This is a genomic window from Candidatus Nomurabacteria bacterium, from assembly GCA_020631975.1.
In the GTDB taxonomy this organism is placed as follows: domain Bacteria; phylum Patescibacteriota; class Saccharimonadia; order Saccharimonadales; family CAIOMD01; genus JACKGO01.
This window is the reverse complement of sequence record JACKGO010000003.1, coordinates 108,792-124,906: the sequence shown is the minus strand read 5'-3', so window position 1 is coordinate 124,906 and position 16,115 is coordinate 108,792. Positions and strand designations below refer to the sequence as shown.

Genomic DNA, 16,115 nt, shown 5'->3' with positions numbered 1-16,115 from the left:
TCACCAGCCGTAGCCTGTGTGCGCCCCGCGCACTAACCAAGACTTAAATGACTATTTAGTTTGCAAAATTATCAATTGAGTAGTTTTTTATTAAGGAGGAACTATGAAAAAATTTCTAGTTGCTGCGGCACTTGCATTTGCAATGGTACCAGCATTTGGTTTTGTAAACGCAGCGTCAGCTGTAGAAGATTACGGCTCCATTGGGGGCGGTAATATAGTAACTTCTAAGAATGTTACTAAAAATGGTACGTTTGCCGATGTTACTAACGCTACATGTAGCGACGTAGTAAAGATCCGTGCATATGTACACAACCCTGGTCCTAACGACCTTACGGGCGTACGCGCTCAAGCTGTTTTGCCAACTGGGCAAGCAACAAGTTTTAGCGTAAAAATGACTATTAGCGCTGCTAACGCTAATCCAAAATCAGAATCAGACACAACAAGCATAAAAAGCGATAAAACTGCTTCTATGAGTTATGTCGCCGGTAGTGCAGAATATTTTGATGCAAACGGTGCACGACTTGGTTCATTAAGCGATAGCATTGTGACATCTGGTACTGATGTACCTGGTGGCGTCGGTGTATCTACTATGAACGCTCGTTATGTACAGTTTCAAGCAAAACTTAACTGTGACACGCCCCCACCAGTAACGATTACTGTTTGTGATTTAACTACCAAACAAATTGTTACAATTAAAGAGTCTGAGTTTAATACAGAAAAATACTCAAAAGACTTAGCAGATTGTGCACAGCCAGGTGAAATTACTGTATGTGATCTAACTACTAAAAAAATCGTCAACATTAAAGAAGACGAATTTAATAGTGAAACATACACTAAAGACCTTACACTGTGTGCGGTAACACCAGTAACTCCTCCTACCAGTATCCCAAATACTGGTGCAGGCTCGGTACTTGGTATCGCAGCTGTTGTATCGGCACTTGGTACAATTGGCTACCGTTTGTGGATGGTTAAGCGCTTACAATAAGCATCTGTAAGCACGAGACTGACCGCTATACTTACAAAAAAATACCCCTATCGGTAAAATGGTAGGGGTATTTTTATAGGTACAAACCATAAGAGTATTGACAAATAAACAAAAGCGTGATACAATATGCATAACAGTTGATTATCAACTGGTGTGTAAGGTAATAAGGAGGCTCAATATAATGAGTATCGCAACAAAGTTTTTAATGGGAATTGCATCTGTTTTTGCACTTGCAATTGTAGCGCTTATCGCTATGCCGGCTAAAGCCGTAAACATAGACACTACACGTGACTGTGATAAATATGCAGTTATGTATTGTGGGTCAATGACAAAAGCAGAAATTGTTAAAAAACTACAAAACGGCGATGGCCAAAATAGTGCTAAAAATATCAAAGATATTTATAGTAAGTTTGGTTTAAGCGTTAAAGATATAGAAGGCGCAAAGTTTGAAGACGGCGTTGTCTATAAAGATGGTGATGTAAAAATTGGTAACAAAGTTGTTGCCAAAGACGCTAAAACGTATATTCGCACCATGGGTAAGGTAAGTACCAGTAAAATGGGTACCGCCCAAGCTGCTAAGGTAGCGTTAGATAAAAATGGTAAATTTATGTTTGCCGTAATGACACCTTGTGGTAACCCAGTGACTGGTAAGGCTGTAGAGCCACCAAAACCTAAGGTACAAGCAATTAGCTGTGACGCACTTAAGGTAACGCTAGATACAACCAAGAAATCAGTATCCGCAAGTGTTAGCGGCAGTGCATCAAACACCAAGATAGATGGTTACAAAATAGACTTTGGTGATGGCACCGTTGTGAACAAGCAGTCCGCGAACCACACATATGCAGCTGACGGCAAATATACAATTGTGGCACATGTATCTGGTAAGGTTAACGATAAGACCAAAACAGTAACAAGCGCTGGCTGTACTAAATCAGTAGAGTTTGTAACACCTCCAACACCAGAACCCAAACCAGAACCCAAACCAGAACATCAAGCTATTAAATGTACAACACTTACCTTAGACGCTGTTAACAAAGAAAAGAAGTATGTAAAGGTAACTGTTAAAGGTACTGCAGAAAATACCAAAATTGATTCATACAGCATCAACTTTGGTGACGGATCAAAAGCAGTAAACAAACAAACTGCTGAGCACACCTACACAACCTATGGCGACTTTAAGATCGTTGCAAGCGTAACAGGTAAGGTAGATGGCAAAGACGTAACAGTATCTGGTGTAAACTGTACCCAAACCGTATCGTTTGCAGAAGTACCAGTTGCTTGCCCAACCAACCCTAGTTTGCCAATAGATGATCCAAACTGTAAACCATGCCCAACCAACCCAGAGCTGAACTTTGACGACCCTAAATGTACCGAAACACCCGTAACACCAACACCAGAACTACCTAATACAGGTGCAGGTTCGGTTATCGGAATCATGAGCGGAGTAAGCATCTTAGGCGCCTTTGGTCACAGACTATGGATTAGCCGCAAGCTTGGCTTATAGCCCCCTACATACACAAACACACCCCTAAACTAAAAATCCCCTGCCGGTCCGAGCAGGGGATTTTGGTGTGGATAACCTAGGCATCATTTTGCAAAATATGCTTATATAGAACTAGCTACTATATAGCGATTATGGCTGACCGCTGCTAGCTAAACAAACAATATATCAAAAACAATCACTTTTCCGTACACAAAAAAATTGTACGCAGTGGTTGTACATGGTTAAAAATAGTAACCATGCTAATGTAACCTGGCCAAATTTTTGCGCAAAGGTTGGGCTGGCTATGGCAAAATGCAATAGTACAGAAGATGTATGGTATGTGCTAACAGTGTATTAGCTATAGTTTAAGTGGGTATTGGCTATACGCCTGTATCTCTATTTTTAAAGGCGATATGTACAACTGTATAAAACACCGCTACTAGACCTGCGAGTACTGCAAAATTACCGATACGCCCATTACCAAATAGCACATTGCTTATATCAAAATAATAAAAAGGGCTTATATATTGCAAAAATTCTAAGCGGTCTACTAACTTTGATACAACATCTGCAATATAGGTAACTGCAAGTAACCCACCACCGATACCAAGCCCAATACCGCGTTTGCCACTTACAGACTGCCCAGCGAATGCTGCTGATGCATACACCATGCCAAGGAAAAAACTGGCAAATGATGCGAGCGCAACGTGCCATACGTTTACGTCAAACGGGAAGATACTTTTTCCTACTACAACCCCCAGCCATGTGGCGAACGGAATAACAAAAAGTACGGTTGCTATAGCGCCAAATTTTTGCACTAATATTTTACGACGGCTGATTGGGCTCGCCAGTAACAGCTCTAATGTGCCTGATTCTTCTTCTTTGCCAATTGCTGCGGCGCCAAAAGTTATGCCTACTATCGCTACAATTAACGGTAAAAAGAGCGAATATAGTTCTACTGCCAAAAATCCAGCTGGGGTTGTAGCAGCTGCAAGATCACCTATTACTGCAGAAAGTTCCGCTGGAAAATTATCAGAAAAATTGGTTATTTCGCCTGCGTATATTTCAAAAACCCATGCAAACATAAGTGCAAAAGCTGCCATGCTTATACTCCATACACCAGTGCTAATTTTACGGTCCCACACAGCTTTGCTGTAGATAGTATTACGCATTATTGTCTGACTCATCCTTATAGTAATGAATAAATAAATCTTCTAGGGCTACTTCTTGTTCATTGAGATCTTGTGGTTTATGCTTAGCGAGCTCTGTAATAAAAGCTTCTATACTCCCTGTGACGGTAAGCGTAAGCTCGTCACCTGCTACTTCTACATCAGAGACGTTTGCAAGATGCACAAAGGGCTTTGCATCTACTTTTTTAGCAAAGCGGGCGCGATATTTCCGCAGATTAATTGCTTTGGCGGTTTGAATATCTTCAATCGCTATGAGTTTACCCTGGCGTATAAAGGCGGCTCTATCACATATTTTTTGAACTTCTGTAAGATCGTGTGAAGATACAAAAATAGTTTTGCCTTGAGCTTTTAGTTCGGCCACCATATCGTAAAATACTTGCTTCATGAGTGGGTCAAGGCCACTGGTTGGTTCGTCTAGAATCAGCAAGCTAGGTTTGTGCATAAATGCCTGAATAAGGCCAATTTTTTGGACATTCCCTTTGCTGAGTGTATGGATAGGTCTTACCAGGTTGGCATCGAGCCTATGGGCGAGTTCGTCTACATATGCCCAATCTGTTTGCTTGCCCAGACGCGTTAAAAATTTTAGTAAATTGCGACCCGTCATGTTGTCGTACAGGGCAATATCACCAGCTAAGTACCCAATATTGTTTTTAATTTCTACACTATCTTTTACGCTATCTAAGCCATAAATAGTAGCAGAACCTTCAGAAGGCGTTATAAAGTTTAAAATAGTTCGTATTGTGGTACTTTTACCGGCACCATTAGGCCCTAAAAAGCCAAAAACTTCACCGTGCTGTAGTGTGAGATTAATATTCTTAACGCCACGATATTGACCATATAGTTTGGTCAGATTAGTCATTTTTAGCGGAGTATTGGCTTGTAAATCACCCTGTATCATCGGTATTTATTATAACAGACGCTTATGGCCTGGCCTGGGTGGCTTTAGGGGCAGTATGTTTTACTAAGTTTGCGATCAGAAATCTAACGTTCCTAAAAAAAGACCCACATACTGTGAGTCGCTTTTGGTGATCCCGAGGGGAATACTAGGGTATAATCCGCCCGTTTGTCGCTTTGCTTAGGGGGATTATCTGAACCCTTTACAGGTGTCCGGTTGCCGTTGACAACCAACCAATAAAAACACCCAGACTAGCTGAGGTATTTTTATTGGTGATCCCGAGGGGAATCGAACCCCTGTTTCCAGGATGAAAACCTGATGTCCTAACCGTTAGACGACGGGACCATGTAAGCTTAATTATACTGCAGCTGGGTTCGATTCTGAATCGACTCACTTTTAGCGAGCCCGTCACAACATCTTTGCAAACTGATGTCCTGCCACATCCTGTGGCCTCAAAACTTCGCTACTGAAAACAAGTTTTCATCGGAAGGTTTTCTTGCGAGCAGCCTACTGGCTACTCTCACGTTAGACGACGGGACCGCGCTATATGTGTGACATAAAAATCTGGATGAACCAGCCAGTATGCGCATAAATAAGCTAGTCAATAGTACCATAACAGGGGTATGTTGTCTACAAAATTACTAAACATTTTAGTAATTATTAAAATGCTATTTGCAATGCGAAAATACATATTATACAAAAGAGCAATTTCATATTGACTGTGCTAAACCATAAGCATATACTTATATGCATACGATGGTGTGACAACACATCACCACTGTAAACTAACAACTAACCAAAAATAAAGCGTAGGCTATAGCTGTTTGCCCGCGTTTTTTAAATTGGACCAACAGAAAGGACATATAAAACACATGACAATAGAAAGGCGCGTGTATTCTGAACAAGATATTGTGCAAGAACTATTAGAAGAAAGCAGAGAACGAGGGCAAGAGCTTACTCACGAGCAACTAAACATAGCATATGAATCATTACAACGAGTCATGAAACGTAATAACGAGCGTGGTACTTCAAAGAGATACCCAGACACTATGAGTGTCGCAGCTTATGCTCAAAGAGTATCACCCGAAGCTTATGATAGCTTTACACAAGCAGAGCAGGCAGCTATCGTCGCAGAATCTATACATAGATTCCGCAACGCTAAAGTGTTAATTCCTGATCTACAATAGAAGTTTCTTCTATAATCTGGTGAGCAAATACTTTTATCGTTGAAGTTTTTTGGTAGAAAATTTTAACAATCACAATAATATTTTTTATTCGTGATATTTTTAGTGATATAAATACTTGATTTAAGAGGTAAAAGGATTTTGCAATAGCAACGAACTATCTATGGCCTCTAGGCGGAGTAATTCGTTATATTTGGCGACACGTTCACTGCGCGAAAGGCTCCCTGTTTTAATTTGCCCGGCACCAGTGCCAATGGCAATATGTACAATAGATACGTCTTCTGTTTCACCCGAGCGGTGCGACACTATTGTGTTCCAGCCGTTTTCTTTTGCCATTTGAATTGCCCGAATTGTTTCTGTAAGCGTACCTATTTGGTTTGGTTTTATTAAAATGGCATTCGCAGCGTCTTCTTGTATAGCGTATTGCAGGCGTTCGGTGTTTGTTACTAACAAATCATCACCAACCAGCTGTGTGGTTGGTAGTGCCACTTTAAGGTGCTTCCAGCCGTCCCAATCGTCTTCTGCCAAACCGTCTTCTATAGATACAATAGGGTATTGACTTACTACACGCTTAAACCATTCAATTAGATCTTGAGTATTAAAATGTTTACGTTCTGACGTAAAATGATATGAACCATCTTTGTACAGCTCGCTTGCTGCCACATCTACCGCAAAGGCCACGTCTTGCCCTGGGGTGTACCCAGCTTTATCTGTAGCTTCTGATAGTAAATCAAATGCTTCGGCGTTACCATTTTTAAGATGTGGGGCAAAACCACCTTCGTCACCAACAGTAGTTGCATAGCCTTTGCTGTGAATAAGCATTTTGAGCTCTTGAAATATTTCTACACTCATTTGCAACGCCTGGCTAAACGTGTGGGCGCTTAGGGGCATTATCATTGACTCTTGGATATCTGTAGAACCATTTGCATGTTTACCGCCGTTAAGCACGTTTAACATTGGCATAGGTAACAATAGCTGCTGTGGTTGCGCAATATCGGCAATGTGCTTATACAACAATATTCCACGAGATTTTGCTGCAGCGTGAGCTACAGCTAAAGATACAGCCAATATGGCGTTTGCGCCGAGCTGTGCCTTATTTGGCGTGCCGTCTAGATCAATCATAATTTGATCTATTTTGAACTGATCGTCAGCCGGAATACCGCGCAAGGCTGGCAATATATGTGTGTGAATATTGTCTACAGCTTTATATACAGATTGACCATGATAAGCCGCTTCGCCATCTCTTAGTTCATGTGCTTCGTGTATGCCGGTAGATGCACCAGATGGCACGGCTGCTCTACCGCTTGAGCCATTTGCGAGTAAAACGTCTGCTTCTACAGTAGGGACACCACGTGAATCTAATATTTGGCGGGCAATAATATTTATAATTTCCATACCAATATGTTCTCATAAAGCTCATGCTTATGCCATAATAGTATACGTAATGGCACGAATATATTTTTATGACTCAACAGAAATAGATAAACAACAACTAACCAATGGGCTTATAGGCACGGATCATCATTGGGAATTCGTTGATGAACCAATATCACTAGAAAACCTAGACCCAGAAACAGAAGTTATATCTGTATTTATAACCAGTTCGGTGACGGCAGAAATAATACAGGCACTACCAAAGTTGCGCTTAATTGCATGTCGTTCTACAGGCTATAACAATATCAACATGAACGCTGCCGAAGAGAGAAATATTATAGTAGAAAACGTTCCTACCTACGGCGAAGAAACCGTTGCTGAATATGCGTTTACATTGTTGCTGGCACTATCGAGAAAGCTTGTCGCTACGCTAAAATCGTTCCAAGACAATACTCCGTTAGATAAACTATGCGGTTGGGATTTACACGGACGAACACTTGGGGTTATTGGGACGGGGCACATCGGCAGATCGTCAATAAAAATAGCGAACGGGTTTGGTATGAATGTGGTTGCGTATGATCCGTATCCCAATAAAGATGCAGCCAAAGAACTCGGCTTTCAGTATCTTACACTAGACGAAGTTATGTCACAAAGTGATGCTATAACGATTCATGCACCTTATTTTCCATCTAATAAACATCTTATTGGTTCGGATCAATTAGCCCGTATGAAACCAACTGCGGTTTTAATAAATACCGCAAGAGGTGAACTTATAGATACAAAAGCACTCCTTGAGGTCTTGTCTAAAAAGAAAATTGCTGGCGCAGCCTTGGATGTAGTTGAAGGTGAACGTTTAATACACGTAGATGACGACGTTGAGTTGCTCTATCGTAGCAATGTAGTTGGCTCTGACATGCTTAAGTACGGTGTAGAAATACTAGCACTTAGCCATATGGAAAATGTTATTCTTACCCCCCACAATGCGTTTAACACACTAGAAGCAGTCGGTAGAATCAATGCTGTTACCTGCGAAAATATCATCAAATTTTGGTATGGCGATACACCGAATGTTGTTAAGCCGCCTGCGAAACAAACAGGAAAACTAACTATCGTGCGACATACTGAATCAGAATGGAATGCAACTGGTCAGTGGACAGGAATTACCGACGTACACTTAAGTGGTAAAGGCTTTCGTGATGCTGGCTACTTAGGCCAAGAGGTAGCTATACAAAACCTGACATTTGACAAAGCGTATTGTTCGCAACAGATACGCACGCTAGAAACAATAGAAGGTATATTAAACGCTTCTGGGCAGTTAGATTTAGAATATGAAAGAGAAGCTGCACTTAACGAGCGTGATTATGGTGACTATACTGGCAAAAATAAGTGGGAAGTTCGTGATTTAATTGGTGAAGAAAAGTTTCAGCGCATTAGGCGTGGTTGGGATGAACCTGTACCAAATGGCGAAACGCTCAAGGATGTCTACAAACGAGTTGTTGCATTTTATAAAAAAACTATTCTACCGCAGCTACTTGCTGGCAAAAATATATTAATTGTGTCTCATGGTAACGGTATTCGGGCGCTCATTAAATACATTGAATCTATTAGTGATGAAGACATAGAAAAAGTTGAAATGATATTTAACACCATTCTTGTTTATGATGTCGATAAAAACGGCCACATGACACACAAAACTACCCACGTTGTAGAAGAAAAAGTACCCGCCAATAGTAGCCCTACGACTACGTAGCTCGTGCGACTAAACTTGTAATAATTTGCTCTGTGACATCTTGGCGAGATTGTGCACCGTCTACTTCTATGAGCAATCCATTAGAACGGTAATGCTCTATAACGGGCATCACTTTATGGTGATAACTATCTAAACGGGTTTGTATAACGTCACGACGATCATCTGCACGCTCACCTCGATCACCCTCTTGTTGGGCAGCATCAAATCTGTTCCATACCTCTTGGTCGGTCAGCTGGAGTAAAATAACGGCTTTTTGCGGGTGACCTGTCGCTAAGGTTGCCTTTTCTACGATGCGTTCTTCGCCCTGTAACCGCCCAACTTCACTTAAAATAAGCGGTTTTTGTGCAAATTCAGGGTTTGCTAAAAATGGCACAACAATCTCTTCCCATAAACTGGTAGGAATAATCTCGCCAGCTGCCATAATGCGTTGTAGCTCTAGGTTACTTTGACTCTTACGGAGTATATCGCCACCAGATATAAGCACCCCCTCTAAGTAGTTTGCAAAAAGACGACCCTGAGTATCTTTACCCGCAAATGGCAAGCCAAAGATGTTTATTGATCCTGTACCGAGCCATGTTTTGATTGTTTGTATGTGTGTATCCATAGAAATAGTATATCACCACAATAAAACTTGTGTTTCACTCAAGAAAATTATAAGCATTAGTGGTATTATAAAAAGGATACTAATAACAACAAGGTGGAACAGATGTACAAATATTTAAAATTTTTTGAGGAACTATCAATTGATGACATACCGCAAGTAGGTGGCAAAAACGCTTCTCTTGGCGAAATGTATCGACACTTAAGACCGCAGGGAGTGAGTTTGCCGAATGGGGTAGCAACGACTGCAGATGCTTACCGATATTTTCTTGAAAGCGCTGGCTTAAACCAGGGTATTACAGATACCTTACAAGGCCTAGACGTTAGTAATGTTCATGATTTAGCACATCGGGGTACTATTATCCGTGAAATGATTATTAATGCCCAATTACCTCAGGATTTTCAAGATGAAATTAAACAAGGTTACCGCGAATTGAGCCAGAAATGTGGCCATGATGGTGATATGGTGGTAGCGATTCGTTCATCTGCTACAGCAGAAGATTTGCCGAACGCTTCTTTTGCCGGCCAACAAGCCACCTTTTTAAACATCAAAGGCGAAGAAGATGTTGTTACCGCGGTAAAAGAATGTATTGCATCATTATTCACCGATAGGGCGATTGTATACCGTGTATCTAACGGATTTGACCACATGAAAGTAGCGCTTTCGGTTGGTATTCAACAAATGGTAGCAGTGCGCAGTGAATGTGCTGGAGTACTTTTTACCATCGATACTGAATCTGGCTTTAAAAATACTGTAGTTGTGAGTTCAATTTACGGCTTAGGAGAAAACATTGTACAAGGGCACGTTAACCCCGATGAGTTTATTGTATTTAAGCCAACTATGGCTATCCTAAAACGACATCTTGGCACAAAAAAAATGAAGATGGTACCAATTGGTGCTAATCGTACCAAAAACCTGCCTGTAAAAGTAAGTGATCAAAACCGTTTTTCTATAAACGATGATCAAGTAAAGACGCTGGCGCACTGGGGAATGCTTATTGAACAGCATTACGGCCACCCAATGGACATTGAATGGGCTCTAGATGAAGACGACGGTCAATTGTACATTGTGCAGGCCAGGGCAGAAACGGTACAGTCTCGCCGCGACACGAACATTATTGAAGAATATCGTTTAGCTCAAGAAGGTCACGTGCTGGCAACTGGTACGAGTGTTGGTAGCAAAATAGGTACTGGTAAAGTAAGTAAAATTATGAGCGTCAAAGACATTGACGATTTTAAAGAGGGTGATGTTCTGCTTACAGAAATGACCGACCCAGACTGGGTGCCTATTATGAAGATAGCGAGTGCTATTGTTACCGATAAAGGTGGGCGTACCTGCCATGCAGCCATTGTATCGAGGGAACTAGGCATTCCATGTGTTGTTGGCACAGGCAACGCCTCAGAACTCATACATGATGGTCAAGATGTAACAGTAAGCTGTGCTGGCGGTAGTGACGAAGGCGCTGTGTACGAAGGAATTTTGCACTATGAGGTAGATAAAACCGATGTTAAAGACTTACCACGGACAAAAACCAAGATTATGATGAACATTGGTTCACCTGACCATGCGTTTGCATATTCGCAAATTCCTAATGATGGAGTTGGCTTAGCGCGAGAAGAATTTATTATTGATTCACATATAAAAATTCACCCTTTAGCGTTGTTACGTTTCCACGAAGTTAAAGATAAAGCGGTACGTGCTCAGATAAATCAGTTAACGCTCGGTTACGAAGATAAAGCACAATACTTTATAGATAAATTAGCCGAAGGTATCGCTACAATAGGTGCCGCATTTTACCCCAATGACGTTATTATTCGTTTTAGTGACTTCAAGACAAATGAATACGCTAACTTAATTGGTGGTACACAGTTTGAGCCGCAAGAAAACAATCCGATGATTGGATGGCGTGGCGCGAGTCGTTACTATAGCGAGCAATACCGAGCTGCCTTTGAGCTAGAGTGTCAGGCGCTAAAAAAAGTTCGTGATGAAATGGGTATTACAAACGTTAAAGCGATGATTCCATTTTGCCGTGACCTTGAAGAGGCGCGCAAGGTGTTAGAGATTATGGAGTATTGTGGTCTCAAACGTGGTGAAAATGGTTTTGAAGTATACGTTATGGTTGAAATACCATCTAACGTACTATTGGCCCGTGAATTTGCGAAACTATTCGATGGATTTTCAATTGGTTCTAATGATCTTACGCAACTGACTTTGGGTGTAGACAGGGATAACCACGAAGTCGCTCACGTCTATAGCGAAAACAACGAAGCAGTAAAAGCCTTAATTCGTAGCGTTGTGGCGGTGGCAAAAGAGACCAACACAAAAATTGGTTTATGTGGTCAAGCACCTTCTGATTACCCTGAGTTTGCACGCTTTTTGGTAGAAACAGGCATAGATAGTATTTCCTTAGCTCCAGACACTGTCGTTAAAACAACTATTGATATTAAGAAAACCGAAGAATCACTTGGTAGATAAACGAATCAAGTAATCTATAATACAATGCAGAGTATTGTTCCTAAAAAGCCAATTCGCCAGTATAAACGTACAAAGATAATTGCAACGTGTGGTCCTAGTTCACTAGAATATGACACGATACATAAGCTTATCGCTGCAGGCGCTAATGGAATACGGCTTAATTTTAGTCATGGCAACCATGCGCAACACGCAACGACAATTAAGCGTGTCAGAAAAGCATCTAAAGCACTCGGTAAGCCAGTGGCGATTATTCAAGATTTACAAGGTCCAAAAGTACGTTTAGGTGAATTTGATGGCATATTTCAGGTAGAAAAAGGTCAAAGTATTCGGCTGCGTTACAACGCTGATTTTGAGAGAGAAGGCGTGTTACCTACTCAATACGATTTAAGTAAAAAAGTGAAACGTGGCGAACGATTGTACTTTTTTGACGGAAAAGTAAAAACAACCATTACGAGTGTCAAAGACGGAGTTGTGCATGTACGTGCCGAAAACGCTGGGTATTTACTCGCCCGCAAAGGGATCAATGTACCAGATACCAATTTTGATGGCGATATCATTACCAAGAAAGACAAAGAAGATATCTTGTTTGGAGCAACGGGCGACATAGATTATGTTGCACTGAGCTTTGTGCAAACGGCCAGTGACGTTGCTCATGTGAAACGTCTACTTACCAATGCTGGGAGTAAGGCGCGCGTTATCTCTAAAATAGAAACACGTTCTGCTGTAGAGAATATAGAATCTATCGTTGAAGCGTCAGATGCAGTTATGGTTGCACGGGGCGATTTAGCTATAGAAACAAGCGTAGAAGAAGTCCCTATATTGCAAAGACAAATTGTGAGGCTTGGCATTACACATGCAAAACCTACCATAATTGCAACGCACATGCTTGCAAGTATGACAGACGCACCACAGCCAACACGAGCAGAGGCGAGTGATGTAGCGACAGCAGTTCTCAGTGGTACCGATGCAGTCATGTTAAGCGAAGAAACAGCCAATGGAATGTTTCCTATAGATGCTGTTAAAACGATGAAAAAGATTATTCGCTACGCAGAAGAGAATACTCACGAAAACATTACATTTAACCGTACACAACAATCGCACACGCGCCAGACTGCTATAAGTAAAGCAATTATTGCCTTAGCGTACGATGTTAGTGCTATAGCTATTGTAGCGGAGACAAAAAGCGGTGCGACAGGGTACATTATTGCGTCGTATCGGTCAGATTTACCAATTATTGCAGTGACAAGTAGTCAGCTGGTAGCTCAACAACTATCTATTGTGTATGGCATAAAGAGTTTCGTGCGCAAAGATGAAATGTACCAAGCAGTACATTTAACAGATTGGCTACAAAGAAACAAAGTACTTTCAAAGAACGAAATCGTTGTAATTGTATCAGGCGAGCATCCTGGCGTCGTAGGCACAACAGACACTATTAAAGTAAGAGTCATCACATAAAAAGAAAGGTTAAGGTGGGCAATGTTTCGCAAAAAAACTATATTTCAAACAGATGTAGCCAACAAAACAGTGCTTGTTCGGGTTGATTTTAATGTGCCCATCAATGATCTAGGTGTTATTACAGACGATTATCGAATTCGTAAAGCTTTGCCCACTATAGAGCACCTACGGAGCTCTGGCGCCAAGGTGGTGCTGATTTCTCATCTTGGAAGGCCGACTAGTAAACAAGACGTTGCCTGCAGCCTTGCGCCTATTGCTCATCGTCTTGATGATTTATTGCACACCACAGTGCTCTTTGCTGATGATTGTATTAGCGCAGACGCAAAACACAAAATTAAAGAGCTACAACCGGGTGATGTTTTACTACTAGAAAACCTACGTTACTACCCAGAAGAGGAAGCAAACGACCCTGACTTTGCTAAAAAGCTCGCCAAAGGTTGTGATGTATTTGTACAAGAAGGCTTTGGTGTTGTGCATCGTGCTCATGCTAGCACAGATGCTATTACTCGGTATCTGCCGAGCGTTGCAGGATTACTACTGGCAAAAGAAGTAGACACAATAACCAATGCAATGCATACACCCAAAAAGCCACTGGCCATTGTGATTGGTGGCGCAAAAATATCCGACAAAATAGATTTGTTAAACACATTTATAGATTCAGCAGATTATATAGCGGTTGTTGGTGCCATGGCGAATACCTTTTTAGTCGCAGAAGATGTAGCCGTTGGTAGTAGTTTGGTAGAAAAAGACGCTGTGCATACCGCCAAAGAACTCCTGCAAAAAGCATATAGTAGAATGAAAAAAGAGCGCTTTACGTTTTATATACCCCAAGACGTTGTTGTGGCAAAAGGAAAAGAAAATACCCACCAAACCAGGGTTGTTGATATAGATAATCATACATGGGCAGATATTTCACAGTATCCGAAAAAACCTTCAAAACATGCCTACAGCGTTGCGGCTGATGAATGGATTTTAGACATAGGCCCAATGACAGCGAGTGCAATAAAAGGTGCGCTATCGCAAGCGCACACTGCTATATGGAATGGCACAGCTGGCATGACAGAGATTCGTGGCTTACACGGCGCAGCTGACCCGTTTAGCCACGGGACGCGCGTAATCACAGAAGGCTTCATTGGCCAACATGCTGGTGACAAAAACGTACCATTTACCATTGTAGGAGGCGGTGATACGGTAGGCTATGTAGAATCTATAAGTGGATTACGCGAGCAACTTGGACACGTATCTACAGGTGGTGGAGCGAGCTTAGAGCTCATGGCTGGGCATACTCTCCCTGGTGTAGAAGCTTTACAAGACAGCGACTAAACGCAGAACGTGGTACTATAAAAACATAAGCATTGTATATATATGACAACACATAAAAAAACACTCATAGCTGGGAACTGGAAGATGCATCTTACGGTTGCGCAAGCAAGTTTACTCGTGCAGCGGCTGCACGAACGTACCCAAAACCATAAAGACGTAGAAGTTGTACTGGCTCCTACTCATCTTCACCTGCAGCCACTGAGTTTGCAAATTGATCATCGCAAATTTAAATTAGCTGCTCAAAATGCTTACCATAAAGACGAAGGCGCTTACACTGGTGAAGTATCGTTCACCATGTTACGTCACCTAGTAAGTTATGGTCTGGTTGGGCATTCAGAGCGCCGCCATATTTTTAATGAGTCACTCGATGAAATTACCCTCAAAGTGGCTGCTGCTTACAGAAATGGCATTACTCCTATTTTATGCGTTGGCGAAACAAAAATAGATCGGCTATCTAAAGAAACAAACCAAGTATTGCATGATCAGGTTGTAAGTGCTTTAGCGAACGTTACCAGTGAAGAAGTGCAATCAATTGTTATTGCGTATGAACCTGTCTGGGCAATTGGTACAGGAGAAAACGCCAAGCCATCTGACGTAGCATCGGTAGCGCGTGTCATTAAGCACGATATTACAGAATTATATGGTACAAAAGCAGCTGAACGGGTACGTATACTTTATGGTGGCAGCGTCACGGCAGATACAGCATCTGGATACCTACGCCTCCCAGAAATAGATGGGTTATTAGTTGGTGGCGCTAGTCTTAATTATCATTCATTTAGCGATATTATAGATAGTGCCTACAGAGTAAAGAGAAATATTAATACCCTAAGAGATATGTAAAAAAATGGCAGAAGAACAAACCACACCACAAACAATAGAAGACGTTAAGCCACCGACAATTACAAAGCACGAAGCAAATAGGGCAGGTTCGACGCCTGCACAAGATGCGGCAAATATATTACCGGCAGAAGAACAACCTACAGAAACTATTATTTCTAATAAAGGTACAAATATTACACCACTAGCTAGCGCAACCACGCCCGAACCAACGGTTACAAATGAAAATCCGCCGGAGGCGCCAAATGAACCCGTAGAACACGCCCAAGAACAAAAGAGTAGTATAAGCCCGACCGCCTACGAGGCGTCTGATTCGTTGCCAGATATGTCAGAAAAACGTACCACCGAGTTAACAGACGAGATGCAAACACCCCGAATTTACGATACAAAAGAATATATTGTCCCAATACACGATACTCTGCACAGTCACGGAACGACAGGTAAAATTGTAGCGGGTATTGTAAGTGGTCTTGTTGTGCTTATTATAGTAATTGTTGCGGCATACGCTATAGGTGGATAGATTACACAACACTTATACACACCTTAGGTTGCTAAAATATAAT

At 41.6% G+C, this 16,115-nt stretch carries 13 protein-coding genes and 1 tRNA gene; 9 read left to right on the top strand and 5 right to left on the bottom strand.

Translation table 11 applies throughout. The features are described 5' to 3' along the window. Window positions 1-103: 103 nt before the first annotated feature. Together H6795_03470 and H6795_03465 are read left to right on the top strand one after the other, a co-directional pair. The gene (locus H6795_03470) at window positions 104-985 is read left to right on the top strand and encodes a hypothetical protein (protein ID MCB9817561.1); all 882 of its coding nucleotides are present in this window, start codon (window positions 104-106) and stop codon (window positions 983-985) included. 181 nt (window positions 986-1,166) lie between these two features. Beyond that, complete coding sequence (locus tag H6795_03465) at window positions 1,167-2,489, top strand: hypothetical protein (protein ID MCB9817560.1); 1,323 nt, start codon at window positions 1,167-1,169, stop codon at window positions 2,487-2,489. 359 nt (window positions 2,490-2,848) lie between these two features. Here the strand turns inward: H6795_03465 and H6795_03460 are convergent, their stop codons facing one another. The 3 genes from H6795_03460 to H6795_03450 form a co-directional block, all read right to left on the bottom strand. Beyond that, window positions 2,849-3,655, bottom strand: coding sequence for an ABC transporter permease subunit (locus H6795_03460; protein MCB9817559.1), 807 nt, complete (start codon window positions 3,653-3,655; stop codon window positions 2,849-2,851). After that, the gene (locus H6795_03455) at window positions 3,633-4,556 is read right to left on the bottom strand and encodes an ATP-binding cassette domain-containing protein (GenBank protein ID MCB9817558.1); all 924 of its coding nucleotides are present in this window, start codon (window positions 4,554-4,556) and stop codon (window positions 3,633-3,635) included. The genes H6795_03460 and H6795_03455 overlap by 23 nt, the downstream gene beginning before the upstream one ends. 267 nt (window positions 4,557-4,823) lie before the next feature. Next, window positions 4,824-4,898, bottom strand: a tRNA-Glu gene (locus tag H6795_03450). 527 nt (window positions 4,899-5,425) lie between these two features. Between H6795_03450 and H6795_03445 the strand changes: the two genes are divergently transcribed. Next, window positions 5,426-5,740 carry a hypothetical protein gene (locus H6795_03445; protein MCB9817557.1) on the top strand — a complete coding sequence of 105 codons (315 nt, stop codon included), beginning with the start codon at window positions 5,426-5,428 and terminating at the stop codon, window positions 5,738-5,740. Window positions 5,741-5,860: 120 nt separating this feature from the next. On the opposite strand, the gene eno is transcribed toward H6795_03445, so the two are convergent. Further along, window positions 5,861-7,132, bottom strand: coding sequence for a phosphopyruvate hydratase (gene eno, locus H6795_03440; GenBank protein MCB9817556.1), 1,272 nt, complete (start codon window positions 7,130-7,132; stop codon window positions 5,861-5,863). Between the two features lie 49 nt (window positions 7,133-7,181). Here eno and H6795_03435 point away from each other — a divergent pair, with 49 nt between their 5' ends. Beyond that, window positions 7,182-8,861, top strand: coding sequence for a 2,3-bisphosphoglycerate-dependent phosphoglycerate mutase (locus H6795_03435; protein MCB9817555.1), 1,680 nt, complete (start codon window positions 7,182-7,184; stop codon window positions 8,859-8,861). Here the strand turns inward: H6795_03435 and H6795_03430 are convergent. After that, on the bottom strand, window positions 8,854-9,465 hold the full coding sequence (locus tag H6795_03430; GenBank protein MCB9817554.1) for a nucleoside monophosphate kinase: 612 nt from the start codon (window positions 9,463-9,465) through the stop codon (window positions 8,854-8,856). The two genes, H6795_03435 and H6795_03430, sit on opposite strands and share 8 nt — an antisense overlap. Before the next feature lie 102 nt (window positions 9,466-9,567). Between H6795_03430 and ppsA the strand changes: the two genes are divergently transcribed. From ppsA to H6795_03405, 5 genes are read left to right on the top strand one after another with little or no spacing between them, the layout of a single operon-like run. After that, the gene (gene ppsA / locus H6795_03425) at window positions 9,568-11,937 is read left to right on the top strand and encodes a phosphoenolpyruvate synthase (GenBank protein ID MCB9817553.1); all 2,370 of its coding nucleotides are present in this window, start codon (window positions 9,568-9,570) and stop codon (window positions 11,935-11,937) included. Between the two features lie 51 nt (window positions 11,938-11,988). Further along, window positions 11,989-13,392: a pyruvate kinase gene (gene pyk / locus H6795_03420; GenBank protein ID MCB9817552.1), complete on the top strand. Its 1,404-nt coding sequence runs from the start codon at window positions 11,989-11,991 to the stop codon at window positions 13,390-13,392. A 21-nt stretch (window positions 13,393-13,413) separates the two neighbouring features. Further along, on the top strand, window positions 13,414-14,715 hold the full coding sequence (locus H6795_03415) for a phosphoglycerate kinase (GenBank protein ID MCB9817551.1): 1,302 nt from the start codon (window positions 13,414-13,416) through the stop codon (window positions 14,713-14,715). Between the two features lie 42 nt (window positions 14,716-14,757). Continuing rightward, window positions 14,758-15,555 carry a triose-phosphate isomerase gene (locus H6795_03410; GenBank protein MCB9817550.1) on the top strand — a complete coding sequence of 266 codons (798 nt, stop codon included), beginning with the start codon at window positions 14,758-14,760 and terminating at the stop codon, window positions 15,553-15,555. A 4-nt stretch (window positions 15,556-15,559) separates the two neighbouring features. Further along, window positions 15,560-16,072 carry a hypothetical protein gene (locus H6795_03405; GenBank protein MCB9817549.1) on the top strand — a complete coding sequence of 171 codons (513 nt, stop codon included), beginning with the start codon at window positions 15,560-15,562 and terminating at the stop codon, window positions 16,070-16,072. Window positions 16,073-16,115 lie beyond the last annotated feature (43 nt).

What these genes read in the sequence shown, in the direction of transcription:
- H6795_03470 (MCB9817561.1), top strand. Translation starts at nt 104, where the DNA reads ATGAAAAAATTTCTAGTTGCTGCGGCACTTGCATTTGCAATGGTACCA.
- H6795_03465 (MCB9817560.1), top strand. Translation starts at nt 1,167, where the DNA reads ATGAGTATCGCAACAAAGTTTTTAATGGGAATTGCATCTGTTTTTGCA.
- H6795_03445 (MCB9817557.1), top strand. Translation starts at nt 5,426, where the DNA reads ATGACAATAGAAAGGCGCGTGTATTCTGAACAAGATATTGTGCAAGAA.
- H6795_03435 (MCB9817555.1), top strand. Translation starts at nt 7,182, where the DNA reads ATGGCACGAATATATTTTTATGACTCAACAGAAATAGATAAACAACAA.
- ppsA (MCB9817553.1), top strand. Translation starts at nt 9,568, where the DNA reads ATGTACAAATATTTAAAATTTTTTGAGGAACTATCAATTGATGACATA.
- H6795_03415 (MCB9817551.1), top strand. Translation starts at nt 13,414, where the DNA reads ATGTTTCGCAAAAAAACTATATTTCAAACAGATGTAGCCAACAAAACA.
- H6795_03460 (MCB9817559.1), bottom strand. Translation starts at nt 3,655, where the DNA reads ATGAGTCAGACAATAATGCGTAATACTATCTACAGCAAAGCTGTGTGG.
- H6795_03455 (MCB9817558.1), bottom strand. Translation starts at nt 4,556, where the DNA reads ATGATACAGGGTGATTTACAAGCCAATACTCCGCTAAAAATGACTAAT.
- H6795_03410 (MCB9817550.1), top strand. Translation starts at nt 14,758, where the DNA reads ATGACAACACATAAAAAAACACTCATAGCTGGGAACTGGAAGATGCAT.
- H6795_03430 (MCB9817554.1), bottom strand. Translation starts at nt 9,465, where the DNA reads ATGGATACACACATACAAACAATCAAAACATGGCTCGGTACAGGATCA.
- eno (MCB9817556.1), bottom strand. Translation starts at nt 7,132, where the DNA reads ATGGAAATTATAAATATTATTGCCCGCCAAATATTAGATTCACGTGGT.
- H6795_03405 (MCB9817549.1), top strand. Translation starts at nt 15,560, where the DNA reads ATGGCAGAAGAACAAACCACACCACAAACAATAGAAGACGTTAAGCCA.